At 43.2% G+C, this 20,140-nt stretch carries 22 protein-coding genes; all 22 read right to left on the bottom strand.

The annotated features are described in order from the left end of the window. Positions 1–160: 160 nt before the first annotated feature. Positions 161–1,345 (bottom strand): PDZ domain-containing protein, encoded by a 1,185-nt coding sequence (locus tag ACZ444_RS05370; protein WP_382360123.1) that lies wholly within the window; start codon positions 1,343–1,345, stop codon positions 161–163. A gap of 109 nt (positions 1,346–1,454) precedes the next feature. Continuing rightward, entirely contained in the window at positions 1,455–2,930 is a 1,476-nt protein-coding gene (locus ACZ444_RS05365; RefSeq protein WP_382360121.1) for a S41 family peptidase, read from the bottom strand. A gap of 160 nt (positions 2,931–3,090) precedes the next feature. Next, the gene (locus ACZ444_RS05360; protein WP_382360118.1) at positions 3,091–4,515 is read right to left on the bottom strand and encodes a murein hydrolase activator EnvC family protein; all 1,425 of its coding nucleotides are present in this window, start codon (positions 4,513–4,515) and stop codon (positions 3,091–3,093) included. A gap of 61 nt (positions 4,516–4,576) precedes the next feature. Beyond that, positions 4,577–5,470 (bottom strand): permease-like cell division protein FtsX, encoded by an 894-nt coding sequence (gene ftsX / locus ACZ444_RS05355; RefSeq protein WP_382360115.1) that lies wholly within the window; start codon positions 5,468–5,470, stop codon positions 4,577–4,579. Further along, the gene (ftsE, locus tag ACZ444_RS05350; RefSeq protein WP_382360201.1) at positions 5,460–6,146 is read right to left on the bottom strand and encodes a cell division ATP-binding protein FtsE; all 687 of its coding nucleotides are present in this window, start codon (positions 6,144–6,146) and stop codon (positions 5,460–5,462) included. The genes ftsX and ftsE overlap by 11 nt, the downstream gene beginning before the upstream one ends. 438 nt (positions 6,147–6,584) lie before the next feature. Then, entirely contained in the window at positions 6,585–6,923 is a 339-nt protein-coding gene (cccB, locus tag ACZ444_RS05345; protein ID WP_382360112.1) for a cytochrome c551, read from the bottom strand. A gap of 159 nt (positions 6,924–7,082) precedes the next feature. After that, positions 7,083–8,184, bottom strand: a protein-coding gene (gene prfB / locus ACZ444_RS05340) for a peptide chain release factor 2 (RefSeq protein WP_382360109.1) whose coding sequence is annotated in 2 segments (ribosomal slippage) — positions 7,083–8,111 and positions 8,113–8,184 — 1,101 coding nt in all. Because the reading frame shifts where the segments join, the coding sequence is not laid out codon by codon here. A gap of 61 nt (positions 8,185–8,245) precedes the next feature. Continuing rightward, positions 8,246–10,765, bottom strand: a complete 2,520-nt coding sequence (secA, locus tag ACZ444_RS05335; RefSeq protein WP_382360107.1) for a preprotein translocase subunit SecA — start codon at positions 10,763–10,765, stop codon at positions 8,246–8,248. Positions 10,766–11,130: 365 nt separating this feature from the next. After that, entirely contained in the window at positions 11,131–11,277 is a 147-nt protein-coding gene (locus ACZ444_RS05330) for a hypothetical protein (protein ID WP_382360104.1), read from the bottom strand. 383 nt (positions 11,278–11,660) lie between these two features. After that, on the bottom strand, positions 11,661–12,215 hold the full coding sequence (gene hpf / locus ACZ444_RS05325) for a ribosome hibernation-promoting factor, HPF/YfiA family (RefSeq protein WP_382360101.1): 555 nt from the start codon (positions 12,213–12,215) through the stop codon (positions 11,661–11,663). Between the two features lie 165 nt (positions 12,216–12,380). Next, positions 12,381–12,734 carry a flagellar protein FliT gene (gene fliT, locus ACZ444_RS05320; RefSeq protein ID WP_382360098.1) on the bottom strand — a complete coding sequence of 118 codons (354 nt, stop codon included), beginning with the start codon at positions 12,732–12,734 and terminating at the stop codon, positions 12,381–12,383. Beyond that, the gene (fliS, locus tag ACZ444_RS05315) at positions 12,734–13,135 is read right to left on the bottom strand and encodes a flagellar export chaperone FliS (protein WP_382360095.1); all 402 of its coding nucleotides are present in this window, start codon (positions 13,133–13,135) and stop codon (positions 12,734–12,736) included. The genes fliT and fliS overlap by 1 nt, the downstream gene beginning before the upstream one ends. A gap of 57 nt (positions 13,136–13,192) precedes the next feature. Beyond that, positions 13,193–14,785 carry a flagellar filament capping protein FliD gene (gene fliD, locus ACZ444_RS05310; protein WP_382360092.1) on the bottom strand — a complete coding sequence of 531 codons (1,593 nt, stop codon included), beginning with the start codon at positions 14,783–14,785 and terminating at the stop codon, positions 13,193–13,195. 37 nt (positions 14,786–14,822) lie between these two features. After that, entirely contained in the window at positions 14,823–15,002 is a 180-nt protein-coding gene (locus ACZ444_RS05305; RefSeq protein WP_382360085.1) for a flagellar protein FlaG, read from the bottom strand. Between the two features lie 67 nt (positions 15,003–15,069). After that, positions 15,070–15,294, bottom strand: a complete 225-nt coding sequence (gene csrA, locus ACZ444_RS05300) for a carbon storage regulator CsrA (RefSeq protein ID WP_382360082.1) — start codon at positions 15,292–15,294, stop codon at positions 15,070–15,072. 2 nt (positions 15,295–15,296) lie between these two features. Further along, entirely contained in the window at positions 15,297–15,746 is a 450-nt protein-coding gene (fliW, locus tag ACZ444_RS05295) for a flagellar assembly protein FliW (protein ID WP_464433619.1), read from the bottom strand. Positions 15,747–15,761: 15 nt separating this feature from the next. Continuing rightward, the gene (locus tag ACZ444_RS05290; protein WP_382360076.1) at positions 15,762–16,334 is read right to left on the bottom strand and encodes a DUF6470 family protein; all 573 of its coding nucleotides are present in this window, start codon (positions 16,332–16,334) and stop codon (positions 15,762–15,764) included. A gap of 80 nt (positions 16,335–16,414) precedes the next feature. Beyond that, positions 16,415–17,275 (bottom strand): flagellar hook-associated protein FlgL, encoded by an 861-nt coding sequence (flgL, locus tag ACZ444_RS05285; RefSeq protein ID WP_382360073.1) that lies wholly within the window; start codon positions 17,273–17,275, stop codon positions 16,415–16,417. A gap of 9 nt (positions 17,276–17,284) precedes the next feature. Next, positions 17,285–18,781 carry a flagellar hook-associated protein FlgK gene (flgK, locus tag ACZ444_RS05280; RefSeq protein WP_382360070.1) on the bottom strand — a complete coding sequence of 499 codons (1,497 nt, stop codon included), beginning with the start codon at positions 18,779–18,781 and terminating at the stop codon, positions 17,285–17,287. Between the two features lie 27 nt (positions 18,782–18,808). Further along, positions 18,809–19,297: a flagellar protein FlgN gene (locus ACZ444_RS05275; RefSeq protein WP_382360067.1), complete on the bottom strand. Its 489-nt coding sequence runs from the start codon at positions 19,295–19,297 to the stop codon at positions 18,809–18,811. A 77-nt stretch (positions 19,298–19,374) separates the two neighbouring features. Beyond that, entirely contained in the window at positions 19,375–19,641 is a 267-nt protein-coding gene (flgM, locus tag ACZ444_RS05270) for a flagellar biosynthesis anti-sigma factor FlgM (protein ID WP_382360065.1), read from the bottom strand. A gap of 81 nt (positions 19,642–19,722) precedes the next feature. After that, the gene (locus tag ACZ444_RS05265; RefSeq protein ID WP_382360062.1) at positions 19,723–20,139 is read right to left on the bottom strand and encodes a TIGR03826 family flagellar region protein; all 417 of its coding nucleotides are present in this window, start codon (positions 20,137–20,139) and stop codon (positions 19,723–19,725) included. Position 20,140: the final 1 nt, after the last annotated feature.

Here is a 20,140-nt window from a genome sequence, read left to right as displayed (position 1 = left end):
CAAATATTCGTTTCATTACTGAACCTAAGCCAATTCCATTTTACCCGAAACATTGGGTATAAATCATCCACAAAGGCTTCAAAGTGCTGAGCAGCTATATGCCGGAAACAAAAATAAGCAGCAAGGTATGTTTTGAACCTTGCTGCTTAGCTGGTCTTTATCAGGCCGATTTATTGTTGTGATAGGGTTTATCAACCGTGATAATCCCTAATTCATGATGGTCTTCTTCATACAGGGCACTTTGCACAAATCGCACTTCACCGTTATCATCAACCACGGTCAGCTTGAAGAATGCGCCACTATCCTGCAGTGCATAATAAAATGCCTCAATAGTGTCAATGGATTTGCCATTCACCTTCGTAATCACCTCGCCGACCGTAACACCTAATCGATCGGCTGGTGTGCCAGGAATGACCGCCAGTACCTGAATACCGCGTTCATGGCGTTGAAAATATGGCGTCTTTACCTGATCTGTCACGCGATGCCTGTAATGAATGAGTTCCCGGCCAATTATCCCTGCTGCAACCGCCACCAGTGACAGCCAGCCAGCATAAATACCACCGAGGGCCAGAAGAAGCACAAACAAACTCAGCATGTACGTCCATTTCGCTGCATTGGCCGCGGCCTTCTCCGGTAATTCGCTTCTGACAACGTGATCACATCCGAGTAAAAACGGTATTAATACGAGGCTGTATGTTTCATTGTTTATTGAAAAATACGGCCAGAAGGAAGCCATTTCGGGTATAGACCCAGTTGGAATCAGAACGAAAAACGGAATCAGTGCCATTTTTTTAAGATGATGCACACCCATCCAATTGCCGCGCCGGCTTAACTCCAGAGCCGGAAATGTATGACGCCGTGTCTGCCGGCGCAGCAAAAAGGCTTCAGCTGCCAGAAGAATGCCTGATAATAAAGCAAGCCCTTCCAGATCAACTGCCTCAAATAATTCTGGATTAATCAGTGACTGATTCTGCAGTACCAGCGGCATAACTAAAACAAGCAGAAACGTGATTCCAATCGTATAAACTGGTGACAGCATCGTTAGACGTAACGACAGACTAAGGACAATAGTGACAATGGCCAGCAGCAAAATGGTTTCAAGCGAAAAAACCATCCCCGCGCCAATCGTGACGGCAGATATGATAAGTCCGAAAATAACAGACACTGGCCATGTTCTTCGCCACTCTGAAAATAGATCAAATACCTTAAAACCAAATGATAGCCGTTCTTGTTTGATTCGTTTATAACCGGTCAGGATAACGAGAATCACAGCCCAGTATAATACGGGGTTTAAAAAGAAGCGTCCCACTCCTTTTAACAGTTCTATAAACCAGCTCTCTGTCACGATGATCACCCTTCTGTCTGCCTCTATTAATTAGCTCAGTCCATATATTCGCTGTTAGGCCAGCCGATTCCTGCCGGTTGTGAAAATGGATCCGCAGTGTACCCGCGGATCATTTCTGTTTATACAAAACATGCAATGCTTTGGCCAGTTGCTTATCATCTTTGCCGTCGCGAATCTGATCAACAATAGCTGATTCAACTGAGCCGGCTGTCTGTTCATCAACTTTGCCAGTTGCATCAAGGTCATGATCAGCCTGGAAATTCTCAACCGCTGTTTCGGTTTCACGGCTGAAATAACCATCCGTGCGACCTGGATCATAGTCCAAACCTGACAGCATCTCCTGCACGTTTCCTATATTGTCACCTGTCTGGTCATACGCAAGCATTTTGTCTTCAACCTGGACAGGATTCGTAAAGTAATAATCAGGCTGCTCTTCTTTCACAGTCGGTTCCACGCCTTTTTCATGAATCCATTTTCCTTCAGGAGAGAGCCATTTGTTTAACGTTAATTTAACTCTGCTGCCATCGTCTCCAACAGGAACAGCTCTCTGGACCGTTCCCTTGCCAAAACTTGTTGTACCAACAACATCATAGCCGGCTTCCTTCATAGCCACAGCCAAAATTTCAGAAGCTGATGCACTTCCTTCGTTAATCAGGACACTGATTGGATATGGCTTTTTCTCATCCAATGAGGAATAGAATTTCTCAGTCTCACCATTCCGATTTTCAATCTGGTAGTCAGGCATATCTTTCGGTATAAAGTTTCCCAGCACATCCTCCACAGCAGTTAAAACGCCACCAGGATTGCCACGAACATCGATAACCAGCCCCTCAATGTTGTTATCCTCGAGTGATGCTAACTTCTTTTTGAACTCATCACCTGTCTTTTGGGCAAATGAGCTGATTTCAAGTGTACCTGTTTTTTTGCCGTTAACCTTTTGCATGTTAGAATGAACGGTCTCCACAGGGATATCATCACGTACGACATCTACATCAAATGGTTCAGAAACACCGGAACGCTGGATTTCAACACTAACTTCGCTTCCTTTTTCACCACGAATTTTCTGAACGGCCTCATGCAAACTTGAATCCGAAACACTCTCACCATCCACGCTTAAAATCTGATCATTGGGTCTGAGTCCTGCGTCTTCAGCAGGGGAATCTTTAATCGGTGAAACAATGGTCACTTTTCCGTTCTTCATGCTGACTTTCGCGCCAATGCCTTCAAATGATGATTCAATTGTTTGGCTAAATTGTTCCATTGATTCCGAATCCATATAAGAACTGTATGGGTCATCCAAAGATGTCACCATGCCCTTAATAGCACCTTCAATTAACTGATCATTCGTAACATCTTCCAGATAATTGTCTTTGATTAAATTGTAGGCTTCCGTTACTTTTTGCATGTTGTCTGGTGATGTGGGGCTATTTTCAACACTTAAATCGGCATCAGTTGAATCAGCCGTGTCTTCCTGTTTTGGCGTATCGTCAGACTGCCCCAGTTCAACACCTAAAAATCCACCCGCAACCCCCAGCACCAATGCGCCAGTTAAAATAAGAATCATATGCAGCTTGCGAAGTCTCATATAGTCACCCCAATGTATCATATTCAACCGAAAGCTTGACCATTCCAGCCGTTTAAACGATCCGTCGTCCGTTCTATTTAAAAAGGCATCACACCTTTATGTGCGATGCCTTCAATAATAGAGTTTATACACGCAAAATGCAATATGCTCAACTCACTAATCAGTTAACATAATTTAATGGGTTGACCGCATTACTTTTAGCTCCATTCCATCCGCCTTTATGAACTTCAAAATGCAGATGTGGCCCCGTTGACGAACCTGTATTTCCGCTTGCGCCCACTGTCCGTCCACGACTGATTGACTGACCAGAGGATACGGATACGCTGCTCATATGAGCATACAGTGTTGTATAAGACTGGCCGTTAATGGAATGCGATATCAGGACGGCATTGCCGTAGCCTCGCATCGTACCATCACCCTCAGCGTGTGTGGAGATAACCACACCTGCAGCTGCTGCCTTAACCGGCGTTCCAAGCGTTACACCATAATCGATTCCAGGATGAAATTCAGCCCCCCGATTGCCATATCCAGACGTTATCCGAGCAGATACCGGACTGCTGAACTTACCATTACTGGACTGACTGGCTGAATCGCCACTGGCGTCACTATCTGAATGGCTGGAATCAGAACTTGAATGGCCGCTTGAACTGGTATTACTGTGTGACTTTGTTGCCGCTTGTCTGGCTCTTTGCTTTGCTTGTTCTTTATTTCGCTTAGCTTGTTCAATAGCCTTTTGGTTGGCTTCCTTTTGTTTACGCAGTATATCCTTTTTGTCGTTCAGGCTTATTTGGTGTTCTTCCAATTGTTCTTGTTTGTCTTCAAGCTCATCAAGCTGGCTTTCCTTTTCATCTACTTGATCATCTAATTGTGACTTCAAGGATTTAAGTTCTTGTTTTTGGTTCTTTAGAGAAGCCTTTTTATCTTCTGCTTCCTGTTTCTTTTGTTCGGCTTCCTGTTTCTTTTGTTTCACTTCGGACTGTTTATCTTCAACTTCCTGCTTTTCCTGTTTATGTGTCTCCATGATGTCTTTATCCTGATCCATTATGGTATTGACAGCTGAAGCTCTGCTGATAAAATCGCTGAAACTTTTTGATCCAAGCAGAACCTCTATGTAGTTCATACTGCCGCCATTTGACTGGATTGAACGGAGGCGGTCTTTCAACAGCTTCTCCCGTTTTTTAATACGATCCTTCAGCTCTTTAATGTCATCTTTCAATTGAGCAACCTGTTTATTTAAATCATTAACCTGGCCGCTAAGTTTGTCAACTTGTGCATTTGTAGCGGCAATTTTTTCTTCTTTAGCATCAATTTTATCTCGTGTATCAGACAAGTCCTGGTTAATTCCGTCAATTTTGCTGTTGACTTCAGTCTGTTTTTCCTGATTTTCATTAAGCTTTTCTTTTGTATTCTGTTTTTCGTTTGTCAGTTCTGATTTTTTCTGTTCAATTGCCTCCTGATCGCTTTTCTTAGTTTCGATTTTTTGATCGAAATCAGATGCTGACTGAGCTGATACTGTCTGCATTCCCAGCGAACCTGTACTGAAGACCATTAAAGCGATCATTGGATAGGTGATATATTTGCGCATCTCAGTTTCTCCTCTCAAGCATTGTCTAGTGTCATGTCTTTTTTCGTTTCTAATTAAACTATTAAACTTTCAGGAATTTACGGATGCTCATGCCGCTTCCCCATACACCGATTACCATTCCAATCAGCAGAATGATTATGGATAACTGCCAGGCAAATGGATCAAATGGCAGTATATCGACAAACGAATACGTAATTTGATCACTGATCGTGTTTTCCAGATAAGAATAACCAGTTAAAACAACCGCAATCGGTATAATCGAACCTAATAGTCCGTGCAGAGCTCCTTCAATGAAAAAGGGCCAGCGAATGAAGCCGTTTGTAGCACCGACAAGCTTCATGATGCCAATTTCGTTGCTTCGAGCCATAATCGTTAGTTTAATAGTATTTGATATGAGGAATACAGCAGTAAATACTAATGCAGCAATCAGAACCAAACCAATATTCCGGGCATAATCATTAAATGTGAAAAGCTCGTGAATGAAATCCTGGCCATAGTTAACTTTCTTAATATGGTCAAGTTTATTAATATCTTTGGCTAATGATTCTGTCTGCTCTGGTTTGTTCGGTTTCACAACATAAGCATGGCTTAATGGGTTATCCTGTTTAAACATTTCCCAAGTGTCGCTGTCTTTGCCCATGTCATCAAAAAGTTTCTCAAGCGAGTCTTTTTTGGAAAGAAAACCGACACTTTTAGCACCATTCATTTGTTTAATATCTGAACCGATGTCTTCTATATCAGTTTCATCCGCAGAAACATCGATTAATGCTTTAATTTCAACATCTTTTTCAAGACCATCGGCCATATGGTTCAGATTCAGCATCAATGCAAGGAAGACACCAACCAGAAGCAGGGTTGTCGTAACGGCTGCTACTGATGCGAATGTCATCCAGCCATTCCGGAAGAGATTCTTGCCGCCTTCCCGGAAATGCCGTCTTAGTGTTTTAAGCTTCATAGCCGTATTCACCTCGTTGCTCGTCTCGAACGATCAGTCCGTCATCGATGGCGATAACGCGTTTTCTAACCGTATTGACAATTTCTTTGTTGTGGGTGGCCATGATAATCGTTGTGCCCCGATCACTTATCTCTTCAAAAATTCGCATGATCCCTCGCGATGTTGCCGGGTCCAGGTTACCTGTCGGCTCATCCGCTATAACAATCTTAGGTTTGTTCACAATAGCACGTGCAATTGATACCCGCTGCTGCTCGCCTCCTGACAATTCGGCAGGAAGAAATCTGGCTTTATTCTTCAATCCAACCAGATTAAGCACTTCCATAACAAGGTTGCGAATCTGGCGCGGTGTCTCTTCTATCACCTCAAGTGCAAATGCGATATTTTCATAGACTGTCAGTTTAGGCAGCAGTTTGAAATCCTGAAAGATAACGCCAATATCTCGGCGCAGTAGCGGAATATCTCTTCTTCTTATAGTGCTTAAGTCTGTATCATTTATAACGACCGTTCCTGCTGATGGCTTCACTTCACGATAAATCAATTTAATAAAGGTTGATTTGCCGGCACCGCTTGGACCGACAATATAAATGAACTCGCCTTTATCAATCGCGGTACTGATGCCATTCAGCGCCGTAACACCATTTCCATATGTTTTATAGACATCTTGCATATGTATCATGTGCATATCACCTTTAATCGAAAATGTTGCCATTCTAGCTGTAAAGTCGCCGGGAACCAGCTTCTTCAGCTCGTTTCATAAAAAACAGTTTCGCAATATGACATCCGTTTCAATCAAATAACAGATTTTCCAATTTATGTAACTTGTTTAAAATATAACAATGTTTGTAACACAAACCCAAACTATGTATGTAATTTTCATTTATTATAACATCTTTCAACACAAATTTTAGGCTTAATCAGATTACGTTTTCATTTCATTTTGCGTCAAAGTGACCTGTTTTTGTAACATTTTAGCGTAACGGGACATATTCTGCTGTTTACGCATGTATCTTAGCCGATGAGTGAAGGGACTGGAAGCAGATAATTGACATTATTAATTCCAAATACAAAAAACGTGACCCATTTGATGAAATGGATCACGTTTTGTATTATCAGCTTAGTTTTTTTGAGCCAGCCAATCAGCAAGGGTCTGAGCATCTTCGTCACTCACATCCTGTGGAGGCATTTGGCCTTTACCTTCATGGATGATTTTCTTAATGTCATCTGCGGAATGATCTGAGCCAACAGATGTTAAATCCGGACCAACATTGCCGGAAAGATCAGCGCCATGGCAATTTGCACAGTTGCTGTCGAAAATCTTCTCGGCAGCATTTGCATCGACTTTACCGCCGCCATTACTGCCGGTACTTTCCTCATTACCGCCATCACCGCCGCCGCCACAGGCACCAAGTACCAGTGCTGCGCCAAACAGCATTGTCATTAACCATTTTTTCATATGTCATCCCCCTAAAAAATATTGTGATAAAGTTATCAAATATAGTATAACCTTAATCACAAAAATTAATACCGTGCAATCCGCTATTCTCAGGAGTATTTATCCTGGAACGCACGCACCTGAAGGGGTTAGTAAAATCTGTCAAATTTATGACCTTTTTCAGCTCACTCTATCCCGTAAAAATGCATCGATAAATGGATCCAGGGCACCATCAATAACACCCTGTGCATTACCTGCTTCTGTATTTGTACGATGATCTTTCACCATCGTATAAGGGTGAAAGACATATGAACGGATTTGGCTGCCCCAACCGATTTCCCGCTGTATACCGCGCAGTTCATCGATTTCCTGCTGCTGCCGTTCCAATTCTTGCTGGTACAGCTTAGAGCGAAGCATTTTCATAGCACGTTCACGGTTTTGGATCTGCGACCGTTCTGATTGGCATGTCACAATCGTTTTGGTGGGCAGATGGGTAATTCTGACCGCCGAATCCGTTGTGTTGACATGCTGACCGCCGGCTCCACTCGCACGATACGTATCAATGTGAATATCCTGACTTTTGATTTCAACATCGACATCATCATCAATTTCAGGCATGACCTCACAAGATGCAAACGATGTATGACGCCTGCCGGAAGAGTCAAATGGTGAAATGCGAACAAGCCGGTGAATCCCTTTTTCAGCTTTTAAATAACCGTATGCATTACGTCCCTTTATCCACAATGTCACACTTTTGACACCAGCTTCATCTCCGGGCAGATAATACAATGTCTCAACTGTAAAACCCTTCTTCTCAGCCCAGCGCTGATACATACGAAGAAGAATGCTGACCCAGTCCTGTGATTCTGTACCGCCTGCTCCGGGATGCAATTCAAGAATCGCATTATTTTGGTCATATGGTTCACTTAGAAGGATCTGCAATTCAAATTCATTCATTTCGTTTCTTAAAGCAACTATGTCATTTTCCAGATCAGCAAATAATGCCTGATCTTCCTCTTCTTTAACCAGCTCATAGGATACATCAAGACTCTCAATTTTTTCTTCAAGTGAGTCAAATCCTTCTACGTAGCGTTTCAGATTGTTATTTTCTTCAATGTGTTTTTGTGCCTCGTTCTGATCATTCCAGAACTCAGGGTCGGCCATGGCCAGTTCCAGTTCTTTCATGCGTTCACGTTTGACGTCTAAGTCAAAGTGACCCCCTAAAGTCATTAATTCGCTTATGCATGTGCTGCAGTTCGTGTCCAATATCTGTTAAGTCCAATATAGTCACCTCATTTTAAATGTTGTATTATCGTCGTGCGCGTACAGGATGAGCAGCGCATCTAGGCGCCATGGCAGTTTTTATATTTTTTACCGCTGCCGCAAGGGCAAGGATCATTCCGCCCGACCGTTTCAGTCTTCACATACGGTTTCCGGGGTTTTTTCGTTTCACTCTGATCCTGTCCGCCTGATACAGCCTGTGTATTTTGAGCCACTTGTTCCCGCTGCAGATTATCCCGGATCTCAGCTTTCATAACATATCTGGCCACCTCGTCCTCGATGTTGGCAACCATTTCCTCAAACATCTCGAAGCCTTCTGCCTGATATTCCTGTAATGGATCGTTCTGCCCATAAGCACGCAAATGGATTCCCTGACGCAATTGCTCCATCTGGTCGATGTGATCCATCCACTTCGTATCCACAGTGCGCAAAACAATGACTTTTTCAAACTCGCGCATTTGCTCAGATGTTAGTTCCTGCTCTTTTTCATCATACCGGCCATTCACTTTTTCCATAATCAGTTCAGTGATTTCGTCCGGGTCTTTTCCTTTAAGGTCATCCACTGATAGGTCTTCCGAGTGCAGCAAGTTTCGATGTGCATATTCGACAATAGAATCCAGGTTCCAGTTTTCGTCAATTTCATCCTGCGTATTCGTACTGACAACGCGTTCCAGAGCAGATTGAATCATGTCTTTAACAATGCCGCGCAAATTGTCACCTGCTTCAATGACATCATAGCGCTGTTTATAAATAATATCACGCTGCTGTCTCAGAATATCATCATAGGAAAGCACTGTTTTGCGGGCGTCGAAGTTATTGCCTTCTACGCGTCTTTGAGCGGATTCCACAGCCCTTGAAACCATCTTGCTTTGAATAGGCTGTGTATCATCCATACCCATCTTTTCCATCATGGAACTCAAATTTTCCGACCCAAAACGCCGCATCAGTTCATCTTCCATTGACAAATAAAACTGTGTTACACCAGGATCACCCTGGCGGCCTGAACGTCCGCGCAGCTGATTGTCGATCCGGCGGGACTCATGCCGTTCAGTGCCAATAACAACCAGACCGCCTAATTCTACCACACCTTCGCCAAGCTTGATGTCCGTTCCGCGCCCAGCCATGTTTGTGGCAATTGTTACAGCGCCTTTTTGTCCCGCATTTTCAATAATCTCTGCTTCCCGGTAGTGATTCTTAGCGTTCAGCACGTTGTGGGGAACCCCGGCCTTGTTCAGCAGCTTAGAGATTAATTCGGATGTTTCAACAGCTACCGTGCCGACCAGTACAGGCTGTCCAATCTCATGACGGCGCTGAATTTCATCGGCAACGGCCTGGAATTTTCCGTTCATCGTCTTATAAATCATGTCTGCCTTATCATCACGAATAATAGGCTCGTTCGTCGGGATGGCAATAACATCCATATTATAAATGTTGCGGAATTCCTCTTCTTCCGTTTTGGCAGTACCGGTCATACCGGCTAATTTATCGTACATCCGGAAAAAGTTCTGGAATGTCAGCGAAGCAAGTGTCATGCTTTCATTTTGAATCTGCAGACCTTCCTTAGCCTCGATAGCCTGATGAAGCCCATCACTGTAGCGGCGTCCTTTCATAAGCCGGCCGGTAAATTGGTCTACAATGATGATCTCACCTTCCTGGACAACATAATCAGTATCACGCTGCATGGCTACATGGGCTTTTAAAGCCTGATTAATATGGTGGGTCAATGTCACATGATCCAAATCAAATAAATTATCAATATTAAAATAACGCTCCGCCTTATTGATGCCTTCTTCTGTCATCTGAACACCTTTTGTCTGCTCATCAAACGTATAATCCGTTTCCTGGCTAAGTACTCGGACAAAAGCATTTGCCTGCTGATACATTGATGCCGACTTCTGTGCTGAACCGGATATGATCAGCGGCGTCCGTGCCTCATCAATCAGAATGGAGTCAACCTCGTCAACGATCGCATAATGCAGTGAGCGCTGGACCATCTGTTCTTTGTACAGCACCATATTATCGCGCAAGTAATCAAACCCAAATTCATTATTCGTTCCGTAGGTGATATCACAGGCATAGGCTTCCCGCTTCTCTTCTTTGGACATACCATTGCCATTCATGCCTACTGTCAGACCAAGAAAATTGTATAACACACCCATGTCTTTGGCATCACGATCAGCCAGATAATCATTGACCGTGATAATATGAACGCCTTTTCCGGTTAAGGCATTCAAATACGCAGGCATTGTTGAAGCAAGGGTCTTACCTTCCCCTGTCTTCATTTCGGCAATATTTCCCTCATGCAAGGCAATGGCACCTATCAACTGAACAGGAAAGGGCCGCATGCCCAAAACACGTTTTGAACTTTCACGAACAAGGGCGAATGCTTCGGGAAGCAAGTCATCAAGTGATTCACCGTCTGCATAACGCTGTTTAAATTCGTCGGTTTTACTGCTGAAATCATCATCCGTCAGTTGTTCCATTTCAGACTCCAGCGTTTCGATCTGGTCAACCTTCCGCTGTAGCTTATTTAACTGCCGTTTAGTGCCGTCGCCAAAGATTTTTGTTAGTAATCCTGCCATATCAAACGCTCCTCATCTGATTTCAAAACTTAAGAGCTGTCTCATCCTACAGTAAATATTAATGTCTTTACCGTATGTTCAAACGTTTCAATCATTCGTTGTCACATTATAAAATAGTACTTTGCCCAAGTGTACAGCGGCAAAGTTCAATCAATTAGTTATCATTGACATCGTTCAATAAGGTACCATCAATATAATAACGTATCTCGAATGGTATGACAACTGATTGAAGCTTGCCTGAGCGTCTGTGACAGCCGGCGAGCCCTGCTGTTTGAGACAAAAGAAAAAGCAGCCCAGGGGGTGGGCTGCTTTTTCTCTGAGCGAGAGGCACATGGTGCGAGGTGGACATAAGGGTGGAGGAGGGCTTATGTCAACAAGTATTGGTCAGTCTGCCGCCTTTCCAGCTCTGACAAGCGACGGTTCGTTACAGCAACGATTTCTAATAACTGTGTTATAACTTCTTCGTGCTGTCTCACTTGTTTAACTAATTCGTCATGCGTCATCTTCTTCACATAAGCACTCCCTTTTTCGATTGGCTAAGTCTTTTATACCATAGAAACAAAAAGAAAAGCCAGTTGCCATTTTTCGATTTTGCCATTCAGTCGACACGTTTTTACCATAAAAACTACAATAATCGACAATTAAACGCATGAAACAGGACAATTTATTCCTTTCTAAGCTACCAAAAGTAGAATTTGGTAAACTGTACGACAGTTTTCGACAAATCCACCCTAAATCCAGTCTAGGCAGTGATATCAAGGACTTTTTCCACGCACTAAATTTTAAGTTGGAACACTAAAAAGACGATCCTTTAAATTCAAGGATCGTCTTCAAAATATGTTTTCGTAAGGCCGCGCTATAAAACACGCATCTGTCTGAGTACTTGATTCAAGGGTCAGGCGGTAGGCTCAATCAACCCGAACTTGCCATCCTTCCGGCGATATACAACGTTCGTATCACCAGAAACAGCATTGGTGAAAACATAGAATCCATGTCCGAGCATATCCATTTGCAGGACAGCCTCTTCGGAATCCATCGGTTTTAAATCAAATTGTTTTTTACGAACAATCTCAATATCATCGGATTCCTGTTCCTTCTCAGCCTCAGCTTCTTTTTCAAGTTCTGCAAAAATATGTTTTGCGGCACCTTCCTGTCTAAATTTACGGTTCACTTTTGTTTTGTACTTGCGGATTTGACGTTCCAATTTTTCCACAACCAGATCAATAGCTGCATATAAATCAGAATGCCTTTCCTCAGCTCTCAGCACTAAATTGGTCATGGGAATAGTCACTTCAATTTCTTGTTCATCACTATAAACACTTAAATTCACATTGACATCGGATGATGGTGGTGTATCAAAATATTTGTCGAGTTTTCCGATTTTTCTTTCCACATAGTCACGGATCGCATCGGTCACCTCAATATTTTTACCACGGATATTGTACTTCATACAACATGTCCTCCTTTCATCCTTGTGGATTTATTATACTACATTACCACGTATTTTTCATCTTTAAACACGCATATTTTTAGAAAAAATAGAATAAAATGCAAAAAACTTTTCAGAAGATACTCTGCATAAAAACAACGCTGGTTCTCCAGCGCTGTCAGTTGGTTAGTTGCGACTGTCCATATACATGCCATCGGCCGTTTTCACCTGGGCATAGGGATTAATATAGGAACGATTTGATTTTTTTTGTTGTTTCACCTGTTTCATTACCTGTTTCAATTCTGCAAACTGCTCATTCATTTTTCGCTCAACGCGATGATTGATCTCGATAACCTGCTGGCCCATGTCGGACTCGTCATCGGCAAAAGGGGGCTCAATCTGATGCAGCAGCTTGTCCCTTTTTTCCAGCAAGTCCTGAACATTTGCCATAACGTCGTCACGATTTTCAGCATAGATATCCCCATCAAGCAACTTTTCCATTTGCTGTGTTAAGGCCAGCAGTTCCTGTACCTTTTCCATTATACACGTTCTCCTTGAGCATAGCGGGTCTGTCGTGATTGCTTAATAACCTGTTTCCACGTGTCACGAAAATCTTTGACATAAGCTAATGCCTCTTCCAGGTAAGCCGGATCATTCTGGATATTTCCTTCTTTGAGCTGATGCAGAATGTACTCGTACAGCGGCATAAATTGCTGTGATAACGTTACATTGGGATCCAGTGTGACCATCAGTTCTCTGATAATATTCTGCGCCTTTTGAATACTGGTGTTCTTAGCTTCGATGTTGTTTTGTTCCATATGCTTCTCGGCCTGCTTAATAAATTTGATACAGCCGTTATATAGCATAAGTGTAAGTTCCCCGCTCGATGCTGTGTTGACAGCATTATTCTGATACGTCTGATAAGGCTTTTGTTTCGGCACTCTGAAACACTCCTTTTAAGCGACTGACATTTGAGTTATATTTGGTGAAAACGATGACTACATCATCGCATTTCCGCCTCCACCACCAAACTTCTGCGACAGCATGGAGGACTGCTGATTCATCCGCTGAATCGCTTGCTCCATTTGCGTGAATTGACTCCGATAGCGTTTTTCTACCCGTGTCATGCGATCTTCAAAATCATCTATCTGCTGATTGAGATCTTTCATCCGTTTGCCAATGCTGTAGTTGTCAGGGGTATCCGTCGCTTTACCTGCACGGTGTTCGATTTGACCTATGGTCGAATCAAGTGCACCTTGAAGACGGTCAATCACACCGTTCCCATCCTCTCCTCCCGACGAATTGGAAAACACTTTGGATACACTGTCAGGGTCCTTAGCCAAGGCTTCTTTAAGCTCTTGTCCGTCAACCTCCAGCTTCCCGCCATCCATATAGTTCTTGGTGGTTGAAATGCCAATTTCCGTAATCGTATTGTAAGCACCGCCGGTATCTTCATTGGCATACCAGCTGCCGCGCATCGACGTCAGACCCTGGGAAATAACCGATTCGCCATGGAGTATTCCGCTTTTTGCCTTATCCTCCCACAGCTCGATCTCGTGCTCTGACATTTCCTTTTTCTGTTCATCGGTTAATGGGGGGTAGTCCCGGAACTTTTCTTCCTTCTGTGCCCCGTCCAGCTTTTCAACAACGTCATTATATTTGTCGACAAAATCCATGATCGTATCAAATGATTTTTCCACATCATTGACCACGGTAACATTCGCGCCATTACCAGTCGTTGTATCATGAAAATTAAATGTGACGCCACCGAGATCATACGAATTTTCATGTGAATTCATCGTATTATCATTATACTGGAACTCGGCATCCTTCCCGCCTTTTTCTGCCCCATCTAAATGGAGGGCTTTGAGAAACTCATTGCTGCTGGTATTGCCGTCAATAAATTTAATTTCATTGCCCTTATCATCCGGGTTATACTTTCCAGTCCGGTCTGCTTCCATAATTACTTTTTTGGAATTATCGTCAAAAAAAGCACGGACATGGTTGTCATCGTTGGTTATCTTCGTCAGGACGTCATCGAGTGTGTCACCATCACCAATTTTGTAGACATACGACGGATTTTTATCAGTTTCACCACCAGCTTCATTACCAGTTCTTTCACCTTTTTCGTTGAATGTTGTAAATTCGACCTCCTTAATGTCATTGTTTTCACCACGCAGCACAGTATCCCCGGAAATATCTTTTATACCATTGACTCCGCTTTCAAGTTCTTGTCCGTCCTCTGAACTTTCGTCTATGGCTTTAGTGCTCATCCTGGTCGCCTTTGTAGCCAATTCTTCCACTTTAATATTATAGGCGCCTTGCTGGGCACTTGTTGATCCTGTTGCTGTGACGGCGCTCTCCTGTGATGAACTAATTGACTTTGCATTGTAAGTGTCGTTCGATTTCATATTATGCATCTTACCATCAAGTTCCGTTAACGTTTTGTTCACGTCACGAAAGGCATCCCGTTTCCAATCCATCGTCGTCTGATTCTGGTTCATTTTTTTTAGTGGCATACGTTCAGCCTTCATCAGTTTATCAACCATACCATCAATATCCATGCCCGATACCAGACCGCTAATCTGCATTATTCACAACTCCTTTCAACATACATTTACCAAAAGCTTAAATTTTTTCATCTACTAAAAGACCCATGAATTCCGCCATAGCGGCATGCTTGTCAAGCATTTTCTCCGGGGGTATTTCCCTGATAACGTCGTCTGTATCCTGGTCAACAACTTTGACAAAGTATTCGTCCAGCTTGTCATGTAACTCAAATTCCAGATTTGTCCGAACTGGTTTCATTGAATCATTTATTAATCGTTAATATTAATATCGGCCAGAACCTTACATTATTAAAGGTTTTTGCTATTTATTTATCTTCCTGCTGCAATACATCTAAAATATCCGCAGGTAAATTGGCAGCCTCGCTATTCTGTTTTTGAATGTCCAGATAAACTTCTTTTCGATTTATACTGACGGATTCAGGTGCGGAAATCCCCAGCTTGACCTGATCACCCTCGAGACCGAGAACCTTAATTTCAATCGTGTCGTTAATTTGAATCGATTCATTTTGTTTTCGTGTTAAAACAAGCATGGCTATTCCCCTTTCACCGTTGTGGAGTTAGAAGCCATGATAGCTGCTTGAGACGGATAAGCATCTGTCGTTAATATGTATTGCTCACCCTTATTGTTTTGTGAATTGATGATAATAGGTGCTTTCAAATTAAGTGTGCTGGCCTCAAGCGGCTCTTTAACCGTTACAATTGTCAGAACGATCACGTCAGATGCATGGCTGATATCCAGACTTATCGCTGAACGATCGTCTAAATCGATGACATAGTCCTGATAAAACTGATAGGGACTTACCACGATAAAGGCAATGTCAGGCGTTTTAACTGATTGCAGAACTTGAAAAACCGGATTCCCCGGCATTTCGAGCAGCGCAAATTGCTTTTCGTCGATAAATCCCGGCAGACCTGAGGGAAAATGCAGCATCTTATCCTGATCCACGTCAATTTCGCCAAGGTATTTCGTCTGCAGGTTCACAATACTCACCTTCTCTTAAGAAAAATCTGAATCAATATGAGCAAAATCAATTTGTAAATCCGGCTGCTGTCGCATGCTTGTTGTCACATCCCCTGGCTTATAGGTATAGTCAGGCTCCTGCGGCTGATTATTAATAACGGGTTTGTTCACATTAACATTGATTTGAAGCTCAGATGGCTCATAGTTCGTTTTTACAGCAAACCGTGAAGGGATGAACGTCATACCAAGCGGCTGATACGGTTCATAGGCATTTGCCGCCGCCTGGGAGACAAGTGGGTCCCCACCCTTTTCAATTTTCATCATTTCCGTTCCCTGCCTCGCTCGGCGTGCAATTCCTTCCATAACACCCTGCTGACCATCTTCCGCATGTTTTTTGACACGTTCGGAAATCGGCATCAGCCCCATATCGGCCCATGCTTCTGTTTGATCAATCGTCAATTTTGATGGTCTTGTGTTCATCGAAATATCAGCGCGGGGCTGCTGAATGGACATCTCAGCTTCCGGCTGGCGGATTTCCTGCCGCGCAGACGTTTGCTGCACCTGTATTTGAGCCATTTGTGATGTCATGCGAATTTGTGGCAAATGCATAGCGTTTCATCCTTTTTGTCACCTTATCAGAATATCTGAAAGTGAATCTGGTATCGTAACAAACAGACCGGATTCAGTCATTAACGCAAGAAATCAAGCAGGGTCGGCTGAATAACGCGTCCGCCCGCTGATAAGGCTGCCCGGTGAACACTTTCCTGACTTTTCAGGTTCGTAATCACTTCTTCAAAGTCGACATCTTCATTGTCAGACATGGTTTTCTTAGCTGTTGTTTCCTGTTCATTCAGACGATTTTCCACCAGATCAAGCCGGTTCATGCGTGCCCCCAGGTCTGCCCGTTCGTTAATCACATTATTAATTTGGCCATCCAGATTATCGATGCTTTCTTCAATTGCTTCCTGATCATTGTTATTCAAATCTTTAATAAAACCTTTTACATCATCGAACAAATCTTCATTAAAGATTTTAGACCCATCAACGTTTGCCTTGAGCTTGGTGCCATTGGCAACCTCTATGTTCACATCCGATTTATCCGGGTAGTCACTATCAGTCGGTTTTTCACCCGTGTTTGTCCCGTTAAATATATAGTTGCCATTCACTTTTGTATTGGCAATGTCAGTGAGGTGTTCTTTTAGTTGTTCCACTTCCTCTTTGACATTTTCCCGTTCGTCTGCACCGTATGTATCATTGCTTGCCTGCACCGCCAGTTCCCGCATTTTTTGCAGTGCCTTTGTCGTTTTATCGAGTGCGGCATCAGAATTATCCATCCATGTATGGACTTCGCCTATATTCCGCTGAAATTGTTTAACTTCCGTAACCTGTGAGCGATAATCGATGCCCTTGCTGGCAATGGCCGGATCATCAGAGGGGCGATTAATTTTCTTGCCAGTCGACAGCTGATTCAAATACTTATCCATGCTGGCATAACTGTTGGACAAATTTTTAAGCATGTTGCTGGAAAGCATACTTTGAGTAATTCGCATAATATCAGCCTACCTTCCTACTAATCCCATATTATTAATAACCCGGTCGAGCATTTCATCAACGGCTGTCATGCTTCTGGCGGCAGCATTATAGGCGTGCTGAAATTCGACCATGTTCGCCATTTCTTCATCCAGCGATACCGAACCGACAGACTGTCTCTGTGTTTCTACCTGCGAACGGAGGGTTTCAGTATTATCCGCCTTGTTATTAGCTTCCTGCGCCGTAACCCCCATTTCACCAATCATTGATTGATAGAAACCGTTAATGGAATCATCATCCAGATCTTTTTGTGAGGTGTCAAATATATCCGCCAGGTCCTGGGCATTATCCCCATCCCCAGCATTATTACTTTCTGCGGCTGCTATCTTATCGGGACTGTTCACAATACTTTCATTAATCGTAATGCTGCCTGCAGTTATTTTTTTGTCGGATTCATCTTTGAAGAATTTATCAGTTCCCTGTTGCCCCTTCAAATTCACACCGTCTTTGTGGACTTCATTAAAGGCACTAGCAAATGTATTGGCCAGGTCGTCCAAATCCCCCAGCATATCATCCTCAACATACTTGGATGACTCGACTAATCCTTTCAAGGAACCTGTTGGCGCATTAGGACTCGCCTTTTGCACAGGAATAATAATGTCACCTTCTGAATTCGTAAATTCTTTGATGCTAATATCACCATCTTCACCCGGGGTTTCGCTGATTTCATTAAAGCCTTGGTCATCATTTGTTTTGCCCTTAACCAGTACTGTTTCATCATTATTGACAAGATTGATTTTCGCCAGCCCGTCAGCCATCTTCGGGGCTCCTTCACTGCTTCCCTCGTATTCCACCTGAATATCCACTATTCCAGATAAATCATCGATTAAGTTGTCACGTTTATCATACAGATCATTAGGGAGCTGACCATTAGCTTCGGCTTTTTTAACCTGATCATTAATCGTATCAATCTGACTTGCGATAGAGTTAACCTCATTCACCTTATCACCAATTTGCGTGTTCAAATCTTCTTTAATCGTGTTTAGCGAATCGGACAGAAAATTAAATGTTTCCGCCACGGCTTGCCCTCTTTGTGCTGCAACCGACCGGGCGCCGGAATCGTCCGGGTTAGTGGACACATCCTCCAGTGATTTCCAGAAATCATCCATCACGGCGGATAAACCCGTATCCGACGGTTCATTCATCACATTCTCCACCCGCTCAAGAGCATCAGACTTCGCGCCCCAATAACCCGATGAGCTGTTTTCCGTTCTGTATTGATTGTCCAGAAATTGGTTGCGGACGCGCTGTATAGACCCGGTTTCCACGCCCGTTCCTCGTTGGCCGGCAATCTCCGGACCATTGCGCGAAGACGGCGGAAATGACGTGGACGTTTCAAAATTTACCCTCTGACGCGTGTAGCCGTCTGTATTTGCATTTGAGATATTATGACTGGTTGTATAAAGGGCTGATTGCTGCGCAAACAAAGCTTGTTTAGCCATTTCCAATCCATCAAAAGTACTCATTCGTTTACCCCCTTCATTAGTTGACGCCTAAATTCTCGAATCAAAGACAGACCGCTCAGACGTACGGGATGGCTGCTGTCTGCCATAGTTCATCTGGCGCAACGATGGACTGATTGTATCAAGTGACAATTCTACAAATTGCATCGATTGACGGAGCAAATCCTGATTCAGCTCCTCCTGTTGTTTCAATGATGTTATCGTCTGGGTCAATTTAGTAGCGGTATTTTCAAGTTCCTGGGCCATATGCTCATCCGTTAAAGCATTTAAAATCGCTGTAATCGTCGGCTCCTGCCAATTGAAGCCTTCAGCTTCGAGCCATGCATCCACAGCCTTTTGACGATTTATTTCAGCCTGCTCCAGTGCCTGGACATATTTATGTTCGCTTATAAGCAATTTCTGCAGTTCATTCACAGAATCGGCTTTAATAATTTCTGTCTTTTGCCTTGCTGTCTCAAGAAGGCCTTCATGCAGTTTTACCAGTTTTTCCAATGCCTGTATTATGGGCTGAACAGACATGCTTACATCCTCCTTTTAACTGCATGCGGAATATTTTCACCCGCCTTTTTAGCTATCTATTTAAGATCAGGGGACATTCAGGACTTCCCGGACCAAAAGTCGATCATTTTGCGGGCGGTCTTCGCATGGTCAATCTGATAATCTCCGTTGTCGACAGCTGCTTTAATTTTTTGAACGTATGCTTCACGGCTGTCAAAAGTTTTATCATTTTCCAGCATTTCTTGCGCCTGACTGGATATACGCAGCTGATCTTCTTTCTGCGCTTCTTTCATATCTCTGGTTGGTTTTTGCATTTGTTGTTTATATGGATTGAAGTTTGTATGATCGGGGCCATATATTCTCACAAGACTCACCTCTTATCATCAGCTTACAGTACAGGCTAAATTTATATCGGCTTTTCACGTATTAGATTAAAGTCTGAGCATTTATTTTTTAGTCTGACTGGATGTATAAAAAACCCTGTTCGGGCTATTCTTCCCGTCCAGACCCTGTCCTTTCTGGCTTTCATGCCGTTGCAGATCGCTTTTTAACGCCTCCGAACAGTCACTGCATAATTTTCCATTGACAATACCGGCTCCACAGCGTTCACATGGATAAGCCAATTTAGGAAAATCTGATGGACGCAAACGCCCTTCCTTAACAAACTTTGTAATCAGTGCTTCTTCGACGCCTGTTGCTTCTTCGATTTCCTGCATGGTCGCTTCCCGGTTTTCCCGTTTACGCAAAAACTGATAAACGGTCTGAAACGCATTCTCTTCTTCCTGGTAACATGACTGGCACACATCACGCTGTGTTCGCACAAACACAGTTCCACAACGTGTACAATTCGCTAATTCAGCCACT

The organism is Lentibacillus kimchii (assembly GCF_055381965.1).
The sequence above is the reverse complement of the archived record's forward strand: the minus strand, read 5'-3'. Positions and strand labels throughout refer to the sequence as shown.